At 71.4% G+C, this 17,090-nt stretch carries 13 protein-coding genes, 1 tRNA gene and 1 pseudogene; 3 read left to right on the forward strand and 12 right to left on the reverse strand.

Going from position 1 to position 17,090, the window contains the following annotated elements; translation table 11 throughout:
• The 5 genes from glgX to HW578_RS12080 all read right to left on the reverse strand — a co-directional run.
• Nucleotides 1-2,134: glycogen debranching protein GlgX (gene glgX, locus HW578_RS12060; RefSeq protein WP_198370804.1), on the reverse strand; the 2,134-nt coding region annotated here is incomplete at its 3' end.
• Entirely contained in the window at nucleotides 2,127-3,557 is a 1,431-nt protein-coding gene (glgA, locus tag HW578_RS12065; RefSeq protein WP_198370805.1) for a glycogen synthase GlgA, read from the reverse strand. The genes glgA and glgX, both read right to left, overlap by 8 nt.
• Nucleotides 3,558-3,560: 3 nt before the next feature.
• Nucleotides 3,561-4,829, reverse strand: a complete 1,269-nt coding sequence (gene glgC / locus HW578_RS12070) for a glucose-1-phosphate adenylyltransferase (RefSeq protein WP_198370806.1) — start codon at nucleotides 4,827-4,829, stop codon at nucleotides 3,561-3,563.
• Nucleotides 4,830-4,863: 34 nt separating this feature from the next.
• A complete protein-coding gene (glgB, locus tag HW578_RS12075) occupies nucleotides 4,864-7,071 on the reverse strand; it encodes a 1,4-alpha-glucan branching protein GlgB (protein WP_198370807.1) in 2,208 nt (735 codons plus the stop codon).
• Nucleotides 7,068-9,482: a glycogen/starch/alpha-glucan phosphorylase gene (locus HW578_RS12080; RefSeq protein ID WP_369407880.1), complete on the reverse strand. Its 2,415-nt coding sequence runs from the start codon at nucleotides 9,480-9,482 to the stop codon at nucleotides 7,068-7,070. Before HW578_RS12080 ends, glgB begins: the two co-directional genes overlap by 4 nt.
• 342 nt (nucleotides 9,483-9,824) lie before the next feature.
• Between HW578_RS12080 and HW578_RS12085 the strand changes: the two genes are divergently transcribed.
• Complete coding sequence (locus tag HW578_RS12085; protein WP_198370809.1) at nucleotides 9,825-10,550, forward strand: ABC transporter substrate-binding protein; 726 nt, start codon at nucleotides 9,825-9,827, stop codon at nucleotides 10,548-10,550.
• A gap of 3 nt (nucleotides 10,551-10,553) precedes the next feature.
• Here the strand turns inward: HW578_RS12085 and HW578_RS12090 are convergent, their stop codons facing one another.
• Both HW578_RS12090 and HW578_RS12095 read right to left on the reverse strand, forming a co-directional pair.
• Nucleotides 10,554-11,501 carry an alpha/beta hydrolase gene (locus HW578_RS12090; RefSeq protein ID WP_198370810.1) on the reverse strand — a complete coding sequence of 316 codons (948 nt, stop codon included), beginning with the start codon at nucleotides 11,499-11,501 and terminating at the stop codon, nucleotides 10,554-10,556.
• 55 nt (nucleotides 11,502-11,556) lie between these two features.
• Nucleotides 11,557-12,126 (reverse strand): CarD family transcriptional regulator, encoded by a 570-nt coding sequence (locus HW578_RS12095; RefSeq protein WP_198370811.1) that lies wholly within the window; start codon nucleotides 12,124-12,126, stop codon nucleotides 11,557-11,559.
• Nucleotides 12,127-12,545: 419 nt separating this feature from the next.
• On the opposite strand from HW578_RS12095, the gene HW578_RS12100 reads away from it, so the two are divergent.
• Both HW578_RS12100 and HW578_RS12105 read left to right on the forward strand, forming a co-directional pair.
• Nucleotides 12,546-12,633 (forward strand) — tRNA-Leu (locus HW578_RS12100).
• Between the two features lie 224 nt (nucleotides 12,634-12,857).
• Nucleotides 12,858-13,811 (forward strand): LysR family transcriptional regulator, encoded by a 954-nt coding sequence (locus tag HW578_RS12105; protein WP_198370812.1) that lies wholly within the window; start codon nucleotides 12,858-12,860, stop codon nucleotides 13,809-13,811.
• Here HW578_RS12105 and HW578_RS12110 read toward each other — a convergent pair.
• From HW578_RS12110 to HW578_RS12130, 5 genes and pseudogenes are all read right to left on the reverse strand, one after another.
• Nucleotides 13,784-14,047: a DUF2274 domain-containing protein gene (locus tag HW578_RS12110; protein ID WP_198370813.1), complete on the reverse strand. Its 264-nt coding sequence runs from the start codon at nucleotides 14,045-14,047 to the stop codon at nucleotides 13,784-13,786. The two genes, HW578_RS12105 and HW578_RS12110, sit on opposite strands and share 28 nt — an antisense overlap.
• A 3-nt stretch (nucleotides 14,048-14,050) precedes the next feature.
• Nucleotides 14,051-15,211, reverse strand: coding sequence for a TrbI/VirB10 family protein (locus HW578_RS12115; protein ID WP_198370814.1), 1,161 nt, complete (start codon nucleotides 15,209-15,211; stop codon nucleotides 14,051-14,053).
• Nucleotides 15,208-16,167 (reverse strand): P-type conjugative transfer protein TrbG, encoded by a 960-nt coding sequence (gene trbG, locus HW578_RS12120; protein WP_198370815.1) that lies wholly within the window; start codon nucleotides 16,165-16,167, stop codon nucleotides 15,208-15,210. Before trbG ends, HW578_RS12115 begins: the two co-directional genes overlap by 4 nt.
• Nucleotides 16,164-16,847, reverse strand: coding sequence for a conjugal transfer protein TrbF (trbF, locus tag HW578_RS12125; RefSeq protein WP_198370816.1), 684 nt, complete (start codon nucleotides 16,845-16,847; stop codon nucleotides 16,164-16,166). The genes trbG and trbF overlap by 4 nt, the downstream gene beginning before the upstream one ends.
• Nucleotides 16,847-17,090: pseudogene (locus HW578_RS12130) on the reverse strand (P-type conjugative transfer protein TrbL); the annotation flags it as partial. The gene trbF and the pseudogene HW578_RS12130, both read right to left, overlap by 1 nt.

Here is a 17,090-nt window from a genome sequence, read left to right on the forward strand (position 1 = left end):
CGGCGGTCTCGGCGGGCAGGCCGAGGGCGGCCAGCACGGCGCGCAGCGTGCCTTCCGGCACCGCGTGGTGCGTGCCTGCGATGTCGTGCCATGCGGTCGAGATGCCCGCAGCCGCCGCGAGCGCGGCGAGCAGCGACGGATCGGCCGCCTCGGGCGGGCGCGGCCGCGACGGCGCCGCGACGAACCACGCGACGGACCTTGGCGCCAGCGCCACCGACGGGCCAACAAGGCCGGTACGCGACGGATCGCCGCTGTCGGCGACCAGGCGCCAGGCGCCCCCTGGCAGGCGCAGCGTTGCCGCGCCATCGCCGCCGTGCAGCACCACCAGTGCCTTCTCGCCGGCGGCGTGCAGCAGAATCGCCACGCTGCGTGCCGCCGGGCTGGTCCAGTAAGGCTCGGTCATCGGTTCGCCGTCGAGCCGCAGCCAGCGGATATCGGGCTCGCCCGCGCCATCGCTGGCGCCGGTGAGCGGCATTGTCCCGCCGAGCGCAGGATGGGCGCGCCGCGCCGCGACAAGGCGCGCGGTGAAGTCTATCAGCTCCTGGTCCGCGCCGTCCCAGTCGAACCAGGATGTCGCATTGTCCTGGCACCAGGCGTTGTTGTTGCCGCCCTGGCTGCGCCCCGCCTCGTCGCCCATGGAGAGCATCGGCGTGCCGCGCGCGCCGAGCAGCGTCGCCAGCAGCGCGCGCGTATCGGCCTTGCGGCACGCGACGATTGCCGGATCGGATGTCGCGCCCTCGATGCCATTGGTCCACGACAGGTTCTCGCCGGCACCGTCGCGGTTCTCCTCGCCATTCGCGGCGTTGTGCTTCTGCGCGTGGCTCACCAGGTCGGCCAGGGTGAAGCCGTCATGTGCGGTGACGAAGTTGATGCTGTCGGTGGCGGGGCGCGTGCCGAACACGTCGCGCGAGCCGGCGATGCGCGTCGCGGCCTCGCCCAGGCTGCCGGCGTCGCCGCGCCAGTAGCGGCGCACGCCGTCGCGGAAGCGGTCGTTCCATTCGCCCCAGCCTGGCGGGAAGGCGCCGAGGCGATGGCCGTGATGCCCGACATCCCAGGGTTCGGCGATGATCCAGCGATCGCGCAGCAGCGGGTCTTGCCGCATCGCCTGCAGCAGCGGCGCGTCGGGATCGAAGCCCGTGCCGCGGCGCCCCAGCGTGGTCGCGAGGTCGAGCCGCAGCCCGGCCAGCCCGGCCTGCCCGACCCAGTGGCGCATCGCATCCATCGCAAGGCGCAGCGGCCAGGGCCGGTCGAGCGCCAGCGCGTGGCCGCAGCCGGTATCGTTCACGTAGCGTCCGAGCGCATCGGTGCGATACCACGCCGCATCGCCCAGCCCGCGCAGCGAGAGCGTGGGGCCGTGCTCGTCGCCTTCCCCCGAATGGTTCAGCACGACGTCCAGGATCACGCCGATGCCGGCCTCGGCCAGGGCGGCGACGGCGGCACGCACCTCCGCCATGCCGCCGGGCGCGAGGCGCGGATCGGGAGCCAGCCAGCCGACCGGATTGTAGCCCCAGTAGTTCGTCAGGCCGAGCGGCGCGAGCTGCCGCTCATCGGCCCAGGCAGCGGCGGGCATGAGTTCGACATGTGTGACACCCAGCCGGTGCAGATGCGCGACTGCCGCGGGATGCGCGAGGGCTGCAAAGGTGCCTCGGATCGCCTCGGGGATGGAGGGATGGGTGCGCGTGAAGCCGCGCACATGCAGTTCGTAGATCACGCGCGCACCGGTGCAGACGGGTGGCGGCGGCGCGGCCGGCAGCGGCGCGGTCAGCACCGCCTTGGGCATCGCCGCGGCACTGTCCGCGCCGTGCGTGAACAGCGCGGGATGCGTCGCGAAGGGGCGGTCGATCGCGCGCGTCCAGGGGTCGATCAGCAGCTTCGCCGGATCGAAGCGCAGGCCGGCGTCCGGCGCGAAGGGTCCGTGCGCGCGCAGGCCGTAGCGCGCGCCTTCGGCAAGGCGCGGCAGCAGGCCGTGGAAGACATCGCCGGTGCGCCCGGGCAGGCGCCAGCGCGCCACTTCCGTGTCAGCCGCATCGAACAGGCAGAAATCCACCGCCTCGGCGCCTGGCGCCGGGATGGCGATGGTCGTACCGCGCTCCGTCAGATGGACGCCGAGCGGCTCCGCCGCACCGTCATCCATGCCGCGCCGCGAGCCCCTTCAGCAGCGCCGCGTAGCGCGCCGCCGAGGGCCCCCAGGAGACATCGGTCGCCATGCCGTTCGCCTGGATGGCGCGCCATGTGGGCGCATCGCGGAACAGCGCGAGGGCGCGTCGCATCCCCGCCGCCAGTGCATCCGCCCGTCCGGGCGCGACCTGTACGCCGGTGGCGCAGCCGGCCGCCAGAGCCATCGGGCTCGCATCGATCACGGTGTCGCCGAGCCCGCCCGTGCGCGCGACCACCGGCACCGCCCCGTAGCGCAGGGCGGCCAGCTGCGCGAGGCCGCAGGGTTCGAAGCGGGAGGGCACCACCAGCATGTCCGCGCCTCCATAGACCAGCCGCGCAAGACCCTCGTCGAAGCCGATGAAGGTCCCTGCGCGCCCGGCATGCGCGGCGGCGAAGCCGCGGCAGGCCCCTTCGAGCGCCGCCTCGCCCGAGCCGAGCAGCGCCAGTTGCGCGCCCGCCTGCATCAGCGCCGGCGCGGCCTCGAGCAGCAGGTCCGCGCCCTTCTGCCAGGCCAGCCGCCCGATGAAGGCGACCAGCGGCGCGCCCGGGTCGGCGGTGAGGCCGAAGCGCGCCTGCAAGGCCGCCTTGTTCGCCGCGCGCGGCGCCGCGTCGCCTGCGGAGAAATTGGCCGCCAGCGCCGCATCGGCAGCCGGGTCCCAGTCCGCGACATCGAGCCCGTTGAGAATGCCGTGAAGGTCGCCCGCGCGCCCGCGCAACAGGCCATCGAGGCCCATGCCGCCCTCGGGCGTCAGGATCTCCTCGGCATAGCTCGGCGAGACGGTGTTGATCGCGTCGGCGAACCAGAGCCCCGCTTTCAGGAATCCGATCGCGCCGTAGTATTCCAGGCCCTCCCGCGCGAAGGCGGCATCCGGCAGGCCGAGCGCGGGGAACAGCGCGGCCGGGAACTTCCCCTGATAGGCCAGGTTGTGGATGGTAAACAGGCACGGGATGCGTCGCGGCGCGAAGCGCAGATAGGCCGGCGCAAGCCCCGCCTGCCAGTCATGGGCGTGCAGGACGTCGGCACGCATCGCCTGCGCCAGCGCCGCCGCGGCGCGCCCCAGTGCGGCGAAGCGGATCGCGTTGTCGCCCCATTCGCCGCCGCCCGGCGCGACATAGGGGCCGCCCGGCCGGTCGAACAGGTGCGGCGCGTCCAGCGCCATCACGCCAGGCACGCTGCGCGAGTCCAGGATGCGCGCCGGCCCGCCGAACAGGTCCGGCAGGTCGAGCACGGAACGGCTGCGAACGAGCGCTGCGCGCACCGCGCGATATCCCGGCACCAGCGTGGTGACCTGCACGCCCTGCGTGGCCAGCGCGCCCGGCAGCGCGCCCACCGCATCGGCGAGCCCGCCTGTCTTGATGAGCGGATAGGCCTCCGACGCGACGGCGAGAACCTTGACCACGCCTCAGTCCAGCCGGTCGATCATGGACTGCGTGATGAGGCACACGCCGGCCTCGGTGCGGCGGAAGCGCGCCGCGTCCGCTTCGGGGTCCTCGCCGACCACGAGGCCGGGTGGGATGCGCACGCCGCGATCCACCACCACCTTCGTCAGCCGCGCGCCGCGCCCGATATCGACATGCGGCAGCACCACCGCGCCGTCCAGCGCGGCATAGGAATGCACATGCGTGCCGGTCGAGAGCAGGGAATGCCGCACCAGTCCGCCCGAGACGATGCAGCCACCCGAGACGAGGGAGGAGATCGCCTCGCCCCGCCGCCCGTCGATGTCGTGAACGAACTTCGCCGGCGGCGTGACCTCGGCATGCGTCCAGATCGGCCAGGCGCGGTCGTAGAGGTCGAGATCCGGGACAATCTCGGTGAGGTCGACATTGGCCTGCCAATAGGCATCGACGGTGCCGACATCGCGCCAGTAGAGCGACGCCTCGGCGCCGGATCGCACGCAGGATTTCTCGAACCGGTGCGCATAGGCGCGGCCGTGCTTCACGATATGGGGGATCAGGTCCTTGCCGAAGTCGTGGCTCGAATGCGGGTCGGCATGGTCGCGATGCAGCTGTTCCGACAGGAAGCGCGTGTCGAAGACATAGATCCCCATGGAGGCGAGCGCCTTGTCCGGCTCGCCCGGGATGCCCGGCGGATCGGCTGGCTTCTCCACGAAATCGGTGATGCGGTCGGCCTCGTCCACATGCATCACGCCGAAGCCGGTCGCCTCGGTGCGCGGCAGCACGAAGCAGCCCACCGTCACGTCGGCGCCGGTCGCGACGTGCTGCGTCAGCATCACCTCGTAGTCCATCTTGTAGATATGGTCGCCCGCCAGGATCACCATGAAGCGCGGCGCGTAGTCCTCGATGATGTCGAGGTTCTGGAACACCGCATCCGCCGTACCGAGGTACCAGGAGCGTTCATCCACGCGCTGGCTGGCGGGGAGGATGTCGAAGGTCTCGTTGCGTTCCGGGCGCAGGAAATTCCAGCCGCGCTGGAGGTGCCGGATCAGGCTGTGCGCCTTGTATTGCGTGGCGACCGCGATGCGGCGGATGCCCGAGTTCAGCGCATTGGAGAGCGAGAAGTCGATGATGCGCGACTTGCCGCCGAAGAACACCGCGGGCTTGGCACGGCGGTCGGTCAGTTCCTGCAGGCGCGAGCCACGCCCGCCGGCGAGCACATAGGCGAGCGCCTGGCGCGCATAGGGCGGGCCGATCGGGGGGCGGTCTTCCGGCATGGTCTCTCCCTGGTCGCGCCTGTGCTGCCCGGCATCATGCCCTGTCCGGGGCGTTCCAGGAAACCGGTTCGAGGTACAGCGCGCCGAGCGGCGGCAGGTCGACGAGCGCCGAGGCGGGCAATCCGTGGCACGGGTCCCCGGTCGCCACCACCTGCTCCATCGGCCCCGCGCCGCTGCCGCCAAGCTCCGTCGCGTCGGTGTTAAGCAGCACGCGCCACGCGCCCGCTGCCGGCAGCCCGATCCGCCAGCCTGGCCGCGGCATCGGCGTGAAGTTGCAGATCACCGCGACCGGCCTGCCGCCCGCGCCATCGAAGCGCAGCCAGGAGAAGATGGAATGCGCCGCGTCGTCGGCGTCGATCCAGCGGAAGCCTTCGGGTTCGCAGTCCCGTGCGTGCAGCGCGGGACGCCCGCCATGCAGCGCGTTCAGCCGCCGCACCAGGTCCTGCACGCCACGATGCGGCGCATATTGCAGCAGCCACCAGTCGCATTCGCGCACTTCCGACCATTCGCGCCAGGGCGCGAACTCCTGCCCCATGAACAGCAGCTTCTTGCCCGGATGGCCCCACATGAACGCGTAGTAGCAGCGCAGCGTCGCGAAGCGCTGCCAGTCGTCGCCCGGCAGGCGGCCGAGCAGCGTGCCCTTGCCGTGCACGACCTCGTCATGGCTGAGCGGCAGGATGAAGGCCTCGTTCCACGCGTACATCAGGCCGAAGGTGACCAGGTCGTGGTGGTGACGGCGATGCGCCGGGTCCTTCGCCACGTAGCGCAGCGTGTCGTTCATCCAGCCCATGTTCCACTTGAAGCGGAAGCCGAGCCCGCCTGGCGTCGAAGCCGGCGCCGTCACGCCGCCCCAGGCGGAGGCTTCCTCCGCGGCGGTGATGGCGCCGGGTGCCTCCTTCGCGACCAGCGCATTCGCCTGCTGCAGGAAGGCGACCGCGTCGCGGTTGACGTTGCTGCCATCCTCGTTCGGTGCCCAGCCATCGGGCGGCCGGTCGTAGTCGAGGTACAGCATCGAGGAGACCGCATCCACGCGCAGCCCGTCCGCGTGGTAGCGGCCGAGCCAGAACAGCGCATTGGCCGCGAGGAAGGCCGCGACCTCGCGCCGCCCAAAATCGAAGACTGCGGTACCCCATCCCGGCAGGAAGCCGCGCCGCGGATCAGGGTGCTCATACAGCGGCCCGCCATCGAAGTTCCTGAGCCCCTGCGCGTCGACCGGGAAATGCGCCGGCACCCAGTCCAGCAGCACGCCGATGCCCGCGGCATGCGCGCGGTCGATGAGGCGCGCCAGGCCCTCCAGCGGCCCATGCCGCGCAGTGACCGCATAGAGCCCGAGCGGCTGGTAGCCCCAGGAGGCGTCGAGCGGATGCTCGCTGACCGGCATGAACTCGATGTGGGTGAAGCCGAGATCCGCCACATAGGGGATCAGCGATTCCGCGAGCTCGTCCCAGGTGTAGAAGCGCCCGTCCGGATGGCGGCGCCAGGACCCGGCATGCACTTCGTAGATGGCCATCGGTTCGCGCCGCGCATCGCGCTGCGCGCGCGCGGCCATCCAGGCGGCATCGGTCCATGCAAAGCGGTCGGTGCGCGCGACGACGGAGGCGCTGGCCGGGCGCAGCTCCGCCGCGAAGCCCACGGGATCGGCCTTAAGCGGGCACAGCGCGCCGTCGCGCCCGAGGATCTCGTATTTGTAGCGCGCGCCTTCCGTCACGCCAGGCAGGAAGATCTCCCATAGGCCGGAATCCACGCGCTTGCGCATGGGGTGGCGCCGCCCGTCCCAGGCATTGAAGTCACCCACCACCGAGACGCGCCGTGCCTCCGGCGCCCAGACGGCGAAACGAACACCCGCCACACCCTCATGCATGCAGGGATGCGCGCCGAGGCGGTCGAACAGCCGTGCATGGGTGCCTTCGACCAGCAGGTGGTCGTCGAGCGGGCCGAGCGTGGGGCCGAAGGCGTAGGGGTCGTGGGATTCCCAGGTATCGGCGCCACGCGTGGCGCGAAACGTATAGGCGAGGGGAAAGGCCGCGCCGGCGATGAAGCCCTCGAAGAACCCGGCGTCGTCGCGCCGCTCCAGCGGCAGCGGCGCGGGCACCAGCGCCGTCAGCGTCTCCGCCCCCGGCAGGAAGGCGCGCAGCACCACGCCACCCGACGCCGCATGTGGGCCGAGCAGCGCGAAGGGATCGGCATGACGGGCGGCGAGGAGATCGGCGACCGCGTCGGCTGCCGCCCGCCATCCGGTCATGTCGCCACCGGCACGCCCCAGATCCCGCTGGCGTATTCGGCGATCGACCGATCGGAGGAGAACCATCCCATCCCCGCCGTGTTCAGCACGGCGGTGCGGCGCCAGGCGGGCTGGTCGCGGTACATCGCCGCCGCGCGCTGCTGCGCGGCGCAATAGGCATCGAAATCGGCCGCGACCATGAACCAGTCCTCGGCGCGCAGGGACGCCACCAGCTCGGCATAGCGGCCGTGGTCGTCGGGGGAGAAGACGCCGCCGCCGATTGCGTCCAGCACCTCGGCCAGCGTGTCCGACGACGCCTCGGCCTGTGTCCCGCGCCAGCCGGCATTGCGGCGCTCGGTCACCTCCTCGGCCGAGAGGCCGAACAGGAACATGTGCTCCGCGCCGATGTGCTCGGCCATCTCGACCGTCGCGCCGTCCAGCGTGCCGATGGTCAGCGCCCCGTTCAGCGCCAGCTTCATGTTGCCGGTGCCCGAGGCCTCCATGCCTGCGGTCGAGATCTGCTCCGACAGGTCGGCGGCGGGGACGATCACCTCGGCGGCGGAGACGTTGTAGTTCGGCAGGAAGGCCACCTTCAGAAGCCCGCGCACGGACGGGTCGCGGTTCACCACGCGCGCCACGTCGCAGGCCAGCTTGATGATCAGCTTGGCGCGGTGGTAGCCAGGCGCGGCCTTGCCGGCGAAGACCTTCACCACCGGCGTCCAGTCGCGCATCGGCTGGGCGCGCATCGCCTCGTACAGCGCGACGGTGTGCAGCACGTTCAGCAATTGCCGCTTGTATTCGTGGATGCGCTTGATCTGCACGTCGAACAGCGCGGCGGGATCGACGCGCACGCCGGCCTGTTCGCGCAGCAGCGTCGCCAGCGCCTCCTTGTTGGCGCGCTTCACTGCAGCGAAGCGGCCCTGGAAGGCGGCATCACCGGCCAGGTCGCGCAGCTGCACCAGCAGGTCCGGCGCATCGAGGACGCGCGGGCCGAGCGCTTCTACCAGGAGTTCGGTCAGGCCCGGGTTGCACTGCATCAGCCAGCGCCGGAAGGAGATGCCGTTGGTCTTGTTGACGATGCGCCCCGGGAACAGCGCGTTGAAATCGCGGAACACCGTCTGGCGCATGAGGTCGGTGTGCAGCGCCGAGACGCCGTTGACGTGGTGCGACCCCACGAAGGCCAGGTTGCCCATGCGCACGCGCCGCCCGTGATCCTCGCCGATGAGCGAGACGGAGGCGAGCAGCCTGTCATCGCCCGGATGCGCCGCGCGCACCGCGTCCAGGTGCTCGGCATTGATGCGGTAGATGATCTGCATGTGCCGCGGCAGCAGGCGTTCCATCAGCGGCACCGGCCAGGATTCCAGTGCCTCCGGCAGCAGGGTGTGGTTCGTGTAGGAGATCGCGCCGCGGGTGATCGCCCAGGCTTCCTCCCACGCCACGTCGTGCTCGTCGACGAGCAGGCGCATCAACTCCGCCACCGCGATGGCGGGATGTGTGTCGTTCAGCTGGATGGCGACGCGCTCGGCCAGCGTGGCCACGCTGCCGGCCTGGCGGATCTGGCGCCGCAACAGATCCTGCAGCGCGGCCGAGGTGAAGAAGTATTCCTGCCTGAGGCGCAGTTCCTGCCCCGCCGGGCTGTCATCGGAGGGATAGAGCACCTTCGAGATCGATTCCGCGCGCACCTGCTCCGCCAGCGCACCCAGGTGGTCGCCGCGGTTGAAGGCATCGAGGCGCAGCGGGTCCGGCGCGCGGGCGCGCCACAGCCGCAGCAGGTTCACATGCCGCCCGCGCCAGCCCACCACCGGCGTGTCATAGGCGACCGCATCCACCCATTCGCCGGGGCTCCAGCGCAGGCGTTCGTTGCCGTCGGGCAGGGCCTCGGCAGTCACCTCGCCGCCGAAGCCGATGCGGTGGCGGATCTCAGGGCGCGCGAACTCCCAGGGGTTGCCGAAGGAGAGCCAGTCCTCGGGGAATTCCTGCTGCCAGCCGTCGCGCAGGATCTGGCGGAACAGCCCGTGGTCGTAGCGGATGCCGTAGCCGAAGGCGGGGATCGACAGGCTCGACATGCTCTCGAGGAAGCAGGCCGCGAGCCGCCCGAGTCCGCCATTGCCGAGCGCCGCATCGGGCTCCGCCAGCCGCGCCTGGTCGAGGGTCACGCCGAGCTCGGCCAGCGCCGTGCGCAGTTCGCCCGCCAGGCCGAGATTGCCGACATTCTCCCGGAGCAGCCGCCCGATCAGGAACTCCAGCGACAGGTAATAGACATGCTTGCCTTCCTTGCCGCGGCTGCCCTGCATCTGGAGGAGGAAGCGCTCCACCACCTGGTCTCGTACCGCCAGCGCAGTCGCCATGAACCAGTCGCGATCACGCGCCTCGGATGGCGGCTTGCCGAGCGTGTAGGTGAGCTTGCGCAGGATGAGGTCCCGCAGCGCCACGGAGGGGGACTCGGCGGCAACACTGGCGTGTGGCGTGGTCAGGGGACGCTCTCCGGGCAGGGCAACGGGATGCATCGCAGCCTAGCAGACGCGCCGGGTGGTCCAAAGCAGATGCAGCATGACGCGTGGCGCGCGCCGTTGAGACCCCTGGCCGGTCCCGCCACCACTTCCGCGACGCCCGCCCTCGGGCAACGCGTCGCGGCGGCGGACGATGCGGGTTGCGCGCCCGCGGTCGCCGGCGCATCGGTGTTTCCCAGCCGCGGGCCCGCGATGCATCATCCGCCGGCGCTTGCCGCGCTGCCGCGCCCGACGTCTACTGGGGCAAAGGCAGCGGAAACCTCCATGACACCCGAAATCATCGCCCAGCTTGCGCCGCACGGCGTGCTTCGTGCCGGCATCAACCTCGGCAACTTCCTGCTGGTCACCGGGCGGGACGAGCACGGCAGCCCCGAGGGCGTGGCGCCCGACATGGCCCGCGCCGTGGCCGCGCGGCTCGGCGTGCCGGTGCGCTTCGTGCCCTATCCGCGGCCCGGCACGCTGGCCGATGCCGCGGGCACGGATGCCTGGGACATCGGCCTGATCGGCGCCGAGCCGCAGCGCGCCGAGACCATCGCCTTCACCACCGCCTATGCCGAGATCGAGGCGACGTACCTGGTGCCCGCGGGCTCCTCGATCGCGACGCTGGCCGATGTCGATCGCGCCGGCATCCGCATCGCGAGCACCGCGCGGGCCGCCTATGACCTCTGGCTCGACCGCAACATCCGCAACGCCACGCTGCTGCGCGCCGAAAGCATCGACGGCGCATTCGACCTCTTCACCTCGCAGGGGCTCGAGGCGCTCGCCGGACTGCGGCCGCGGCTCATCGCCGATGCCGCCGCGCTGCCGGGGTCGCGCATCCTGGAGGGGCGCTTCATGTCGGTGCAGCAGGCGATCGGGACGCCGCGCGCCAATGCCGCGGCCGCGGACTTCCTGCGCGACTTCGTCGAGGAGGCGAAGGCCACCGGCCTCGTGGCCAGCCTGATCGCGAAGCATGGCGTACAGGGCCTCTCGGTGGCCCCGCCGGGCTGAGGCTCAGTCGAGGCGCCAGTGCAGCCGCAGCGCCGCCGCCGCCTGGCGCAGCGTCAGGTCCGCCGCAGGCACCAGCCGACCCATGCCGAGATAGGCGTGCATCTGGTCCGCCACGTGAAGGTGCGTCACAGCCACGCCCTCCTCGTCCAGCCGACGGGCATAGGCGATGCCCTCGTCCAGCAGCGGGTCGTGGCCGCAGGTCATCACGAAGGCGGGCGGCGTGCCGGCCAGGCTCGCGGCGCGCAGCGGCGAGGCGCGCCAGTCCATCCGCTGCGCGCGGTCCGGCGCGTAGTGGTCGATGAACCAGCGCATCCCCGCGGCCGTCAGCGGATACCCCTCCGTGAAGCGTTGCGTGGAAGGCGTGTTCCCGACCATGTCGGTGGCCGGATAGAGCAGCATCTGGAAGCCCGGCGCCGGCACCGTCCCGTCGCGCCCCATCAGCGCCAGAACCGCGGCGAGGTTGCCCCCGGCGCTGTCGCCGCCCACCGCGATGCGGGCCGGGTCGATCGCGAGCCGCGCGGCTTCGCTCGCGACGAACTGCAGCGCCGCCACGGCATCCTCTACGGCGGCGGGGAAGCGTGCCTCGGGTGCCAGGCGATAATCCACCGCGATCACCGCGGCGCCGAGATGGTTGGCGAGGCTGCGGCAGATCTGGTCGTGACTGTCGAGATCGCCGATCACCCAGCCGCCGCCATGCAGGTAGAGCAGGCAGGGCAGCACCGCGCCATCCGCCGTGCCGCGGCCGCGATAGTGGCGCAGCCGCACCGGGCCGGCCGGTCCGGGGCAGGCGAGCTCCGCCACCATCGCCACGTCGGGCGGGTCGGGCTGCAGCAGCGGGCGTGCGGCGACATTGCCGGCACGCGCCTCTGCGGGGGTGAGTTCATGCAGCGGCGGCCGGCCGAAGGAGCGGATCAGGTCGAGCACGCGCTGAGCGCCAGGGTCCAGGGGCATCGGGCTTCCCGCATCCGCCGGGGCGCTGCGTCGATGCGCGCCCCCGTCGGGAGGTCTACGATGCCGCGCGGCGCTGCTGCAATCGGTCGAGGATGCGTGCCGCGGCCTCCCCCCGGGGGATCCGCTCCAGCGCGGCGATCTCGCCCGCCAGGCGATCCAGTGCTTGCTCGAACAGCACGCGCTCGCCCGTCGGCTGGTCGGGCCGGCCGGCATTGCGGCCGAGGTCGCGCAGCACTTCGGCGACGATGAGCGGGTCGCCGGAATTGACCTTGGCGGCAAGTTCCACGGCGCGGCGCGCCCAGATGGTGCGCGTGCTGCGCGGCGCGGCGCCCAGCACCTCCATGACGCGCGCGAGGGTCTCGGGCGCCATCGGGCGGCGCAGGCCATTGCGCTGCGCCTTGGCCAGCGGCACGCGCAGCGTCAGTCGGCGCTCGGCGAAGAACAGGCGCAGGAATTCGAGGCGCGTGCCGTCGAATTCATCGGCATCGACGCCGGCGAACTCGCCCACGCCGTGGGCCGGATGCACGATGGCGTCGCCTACCGACAGCCATCCCGGCAGCCCGCTTACGGCAAGGGTGGATGGAAACGCGGCGGCGGCCGAAGCGCTTGAAGCGGTGTTCTGCACGGAGATGCCTCCTGAGCCGGGTCGCGAGGTCCGCGGGGCTGCCGCGGCGTGATCGCGATGGGGCAGAGCCTTGGCACCCTGCCACGGCGTCGGCTACGAAACCCTTCACGCGTGCGATGCCGGTGCGCCATGCCGTGCTGCCGAATTGAAAATCGCGACGTCCGGCCATAGCGTGCAGGCCGCTCGCACCGGCGCCGGCTGACCAGGTTTGCGAGCCCGCGGGCGGGCGTGGCGGAATTGGCAGACGCAGCGGACTTAAAAAGCGTTTTGTTTACCCCTCGGGGGAAGTAGCGCTGAATTGAAGATTCTCAGTGTTCGCAGTAGCTTGCGGCGCAGAGAGAATTTGCCTCTGGGGATGTCGGAACGGGTCCAGGTGCAGCGCAGGTGCGAGGCGCGCGGAAGCGGGCGACGGCAGTATCGCGGGCGTGGCGGAATTGGCAGACGCAGCGGATTTAAAATCCGCTTCTGGAGTCCAGAGTGTCGGTTCGAACCCGACCGCCCGCACCAACGAGATGTTACCGTCGAGCCGGCGGCTCGGGCTATTCCTCCCGACTTGGATAGGCGCCATGCGCGGCGCAAGCGCTTCCCGAAATGTGATTGCACCGAACCTGTTGGCTCAGGCACGCTGCTCGCATTGATTGCAGTGAGGGCCGGTCCTGCGCGCCATCGGCGCGCTCCAAGGCCTGTGCGCGACCGGGATCGGGGTCGGCCGGAGGTTCCGGCTGGCTGCGATGGAAAGGAAGCGTGGTTCCGCCCCGACGCGTGGGCATCTCGACGGATCGATCAATCTCCGGGCTCTCCAGCTCGCGACCCATGTCGAGCGTTACGGCAGCATCCGCCTGGCGGCACGATCGGCGAAGCTCTCGCCCTCCGTCGTGAGCCGAAGGATCAGGGAGCTTGAGGACGAGCTCGGTGTATCGTTGTTCGAGCGGCGGCCGTCGGGGGTCCGGACGACCGCTGCTGGTGCCCGTTTCCTGCGGGCTGCGCTGCGCATGTTCGCCGAGCTCGAAGGTGCCACAGGCGCTGCGCGAGCCGCTGGCTCAGGCCTCGTCGGTCAGCTTGTCGTTGGGACCTACTTCTCGGCCTCGATCGGGCACTTTCGCGACGCGCTGCTACGATTTGTCGGGAGGCATTGCGGTGTCGAGCTGTCCGTGGTCGAGGGTGATCGCGAGCAGCTTCTCAGCGACCTGCGTCGCGGCCGAACGGACGTGGCGATCCTCCTCGGGCCGCATGACGAAGTGGGCCTGGATCTGCTGACACTCTGGCAGGAGGCGGGCATGGTGGCCTTACCCGCGCAGCATCCCCTTGCCGAGGCCCCCTTGGTCCAGTGGCAGGACCTAGCCAACGACACCTTCATCGTCACCTCCCGTGGATCCGGACCGGAGGTGCGTGCGACCGTCCGAGACCTGCTGCCTCGCGGGCGCTCCCCAAGGTTCGCGACGCACGATGTCAGTCGGGAAGGGATGTTCAACCTTGTCGGCGCTGGATTTGGCGTTGCCGTACTCGCGGAGTCCGCCTCCGGTGCATCCTACCCTGGTGTCGTATTCCGGCCCGTTGGCAATGAGACCGGTCCGACGATGGTGGAGGCTGCGGCGTACTGGGACCCGAAGCGCGATAACCCGGTTCTACGTCGGTTCCTGTCGCTGCTTCGCGCGCGTCATGCTGCCGGATCGCGCGGTGCCTGAGGCTGCGGCCCGCGCGGCCTAGGCGCCGGCCTTCGTGCCGAGCGGAACCCCCGGTCGCTCGCGAGGAACCGCGCGAGCATCGGCGCAATGAGCTTCGTGGGCTCAACCTGCTGCCCCGTCTCGCGCGAGAGCGCTTCCGCATAGGCGACCAGGTCGCGGTGGAGATCCGCCGGCAGCTCCACGCTGAGCTTCACCGGACGGTCGTCGAGGATCGGGCCGAGCTTCAGCTTCGGCATGGGTCAGCCTCCATACGGCTCGAGCACGAGGTCGCGGTGGACGATGACGCGCACCGGAAATCCAGGGCGCACGGTCAGCGTCGGCGGGACGGACAGCTGTCGGCGGACGATCTCCTCGCCGGCACGGCCGACGGTGTCCTGGCCGCTTTCGCGGATGGCGCGGGCGATGTCGCTTTCGTCGTCGCGGCCGAGTTCCAGGCCGAGGTTCAGCAGCGTCGCGAGGCCCGCGGCGAGGAAGAGCCGCCCCCAGTGGTAGTCCACCCCGTCCTCGAGCCCGGCGTAGCCGGCCTCGTCCGCGCCGGGCATGCGTTCCAGCACGATGGAGCGACCATTGGGCAGGATGAGCCGGTTCCAGACCAGCAGGATGCGGCGCTGCCCGAAGCTGATGCGGCTGTCGTAGGCGCCGATCAGGCGCGCGCCCTGCGGGACGAGCAGGTGCCGCCCGGTCGGGCTGTCGAAGACGTTCGCCGTGACCTGGGCGGTGATCTGCCCCGGCAGGTCGGAGCGGAGGCCCGTGAGCAGCGCCGCGGGGATGACGCTGCCGGCCTGGATGACGAACGGGCTCGCCGGTGTCTGGAGGCGGTCCGGAGAGGTCGTGCGGCGATCAGCCGGACCACCCAGGAAGGCGAGCCGCCGGTCGGTGGCGTCGGGACCGATCGGCATCGCGCCCGGATCCGCGGACAGCGGTCCGGCGGGCGCGGCACCACGCGGCTCGCCCCGCGCCTCGACCTGCACGAAGAGCCGGCTGGTGCGCGCCGCCTCGATCTCCTGTAGCCGCCTCTGCTCTGCCGGATCGGCAGTAGCCGGTACAGCTGGCGGCACAACCGGCTGGCCACGCTCCTGCGCCCGCACGATGGGCCGCCCGAGATCGCCCGGCAGCGGCGGGCCGAGCTGCGGAATGCCGGCATAGTCGCGCGGCAGGGTGGCGAGGCCGTCGGCCTGCGGGTTCCGGTCGGTGCTGTAGAGCTCGCGCGGCCCCTCGCCGCCGCTCCGGCCCTGGAGGGCGACGATCAGCGCCGCACCGATGCCGAGCCCTGCCGCGACGCCGAGGCCGATCAGCACCCGCCGGGAGAGCCGCACCACGCGCGGCGGATCGGGGCGCAGGCGCAGCGCCGCGGCGATGTCACGCTCGCTCGCGCCCCGTTCCGGCGCCGACCCGCTCACCGCGCCCGGCCATCGGTGCGCACGATGCGCACGCGCTGCTGCCGGTCGCCGAGACGCAGCTCGGCCGCGGCAAAGAGGCGGTCGACGATCACAAAATTCTGCCGGACGCGGTAGTTGACGAGCTGCCCCTCGCCCTCCGGCCCGATGACGAAGAGCGGCGGCATCTCGCCCTGGCCGATGCCGCGCGGGAACTCGATGAAGACCTGGCGTCCGTCGTCGAAGGCGCGCAGCGGCCGCCAGGCCGGGCTATCGCCATCGATCTCGTAGCGGAAGCGCAGCCGCGCGAGATCGAGCCCCTGCTCGACGGGTGCGGCGGCGTTCTGCCGGCGCAGCGCGATCAGCGCGTCCTGCGGATACTGCCAGGAGACCGAGGCCATGTAGGTGCGCTCGGTCGAGCGCAGCTCCAGCAGGTAGGTGCGACGGTCGGTGTTGATGATAAGGTTGGTGGTGAGGTCGGGGCGCGTCGGCTTGACGATGATGTGCACGCGGCGCGTGGGACCGGTGCCGCTCTCGGTGTCGCCGATGATCCAGCGCACCGTGTCGCCAGCGGCGACCGGGCCGTTGCCGACCAGCGTCTCGCCCTCCTGCAGCATGATGGCGGTGACCTGGCCGGGCGCGGTGTAGACCTGATAGAGCGCGCCGGGCGTGAAGGGGTAGACCTGCACCGCGTTGATGAAGCCCGCGCGGACCGGCTGCACGCGCGCGGCGGCGTTGGCCTGGTTGACGCGCAGCGTGGGATCGGGCGGCTCCGGCGTGCGGCGCGAGGGCGGGATGCGCTGGAGCTGGCCGGGCAGTGGCAGCGGCGTCGGCACCTCGACGATCTCGACGGGGCGCGGCGGCTCGGGGATCTGCGTCGCCTGGATCGGCTCGTCGTCGTAGCTGATCTCGGGCGGGCGGAAGGCGCAGGCGCCGAGGCCGAGCAGGACAAGCGCTAGGGTGTGGTGTGCGTGCCTCATTGCCCGAGCTCCCGCGACCAGTTGATGGCGTGGACGAAGATGCCGAGGGGGTTCTTCCGAAGGCGTTCGGCGTCGCGCGCCGGCTGGACAACGATGGTCAGGATCGCTGTCCAGCGCTCGGTGCGCGCGAGCTGGCCGTTCTCGTAGGTCCGTTCGATCCAGGCGACCCGAAAACTGTCGTCGGAGGCGCGGATGACGCTCGAGACTTCTATCGCGACCTGCTGGCGGCCGACGCGGCCGAAGGGATCCATCGCGCGGGCGAAGTCGTTCAGCGCCAGCGCGCCACGGTCGGTCGCGAAGTCATAGGCGCGCAGCCAGTTCTGCCGGACGATGATCGGGTCGGCGGCGATGCCGCGCACCTGCTCGACGAAGCGCGCCAGGTGCCAGGCGACCTGCGGGTCGGTCGGGCGGAAGTTGGCGATGGCGGGGGCGACCGTCTGCGCCTCGCCGAGCCGGTCGACTTGAACCACCCAGGGCACGACGGTCCCGCGGGCGGACTGCCAGACCAGGGCGGCGGCGAGGCCGGCGATCAGGGCGAGTTCGCCGAGCGCCATGAGGCGCCAGTTGCGCGCCTGGACGCGGGCGGAGCCGATGCGCTCGTCCCAGGCCTGGGCGGCGCGCTGGTAGGGCGTCTCAGGCTCGGGGGTGCGGCCGTAGCGGACGGATGGGCGGCGGAACATCAGCGATCCTCCGAGAGGCGGATGGAGGAGCCGGCGCCGCCGCCATCGCCGGACCGGATGGCGTGGCCGAGGGTGGTGACGCCGTGGCTGAGCGCCTGGCCGCGCCGCATGCGGCGGGCCCAGGCCGGGGCGCCGGAGGACGGGGGCGGATCAGCCGGCGGCGATGCGCCGACACTGACCGCCGCGCTGCCGGCGGCGTGGCTGGCACGAAGGCTGCCCGCGGCGCTGCGCAGCGGGCTCATG

This window comes from Roseomonas rosulenta (genome assembly GCF_016106005.1).
Taxonomy (GTDB): Bacteria; Pseudomonadota; Alphaproteobacteria; order Acetobacterales; family Acetobacteraceae; genus Neoroseomonas; species Neoroseomonas rosulenta.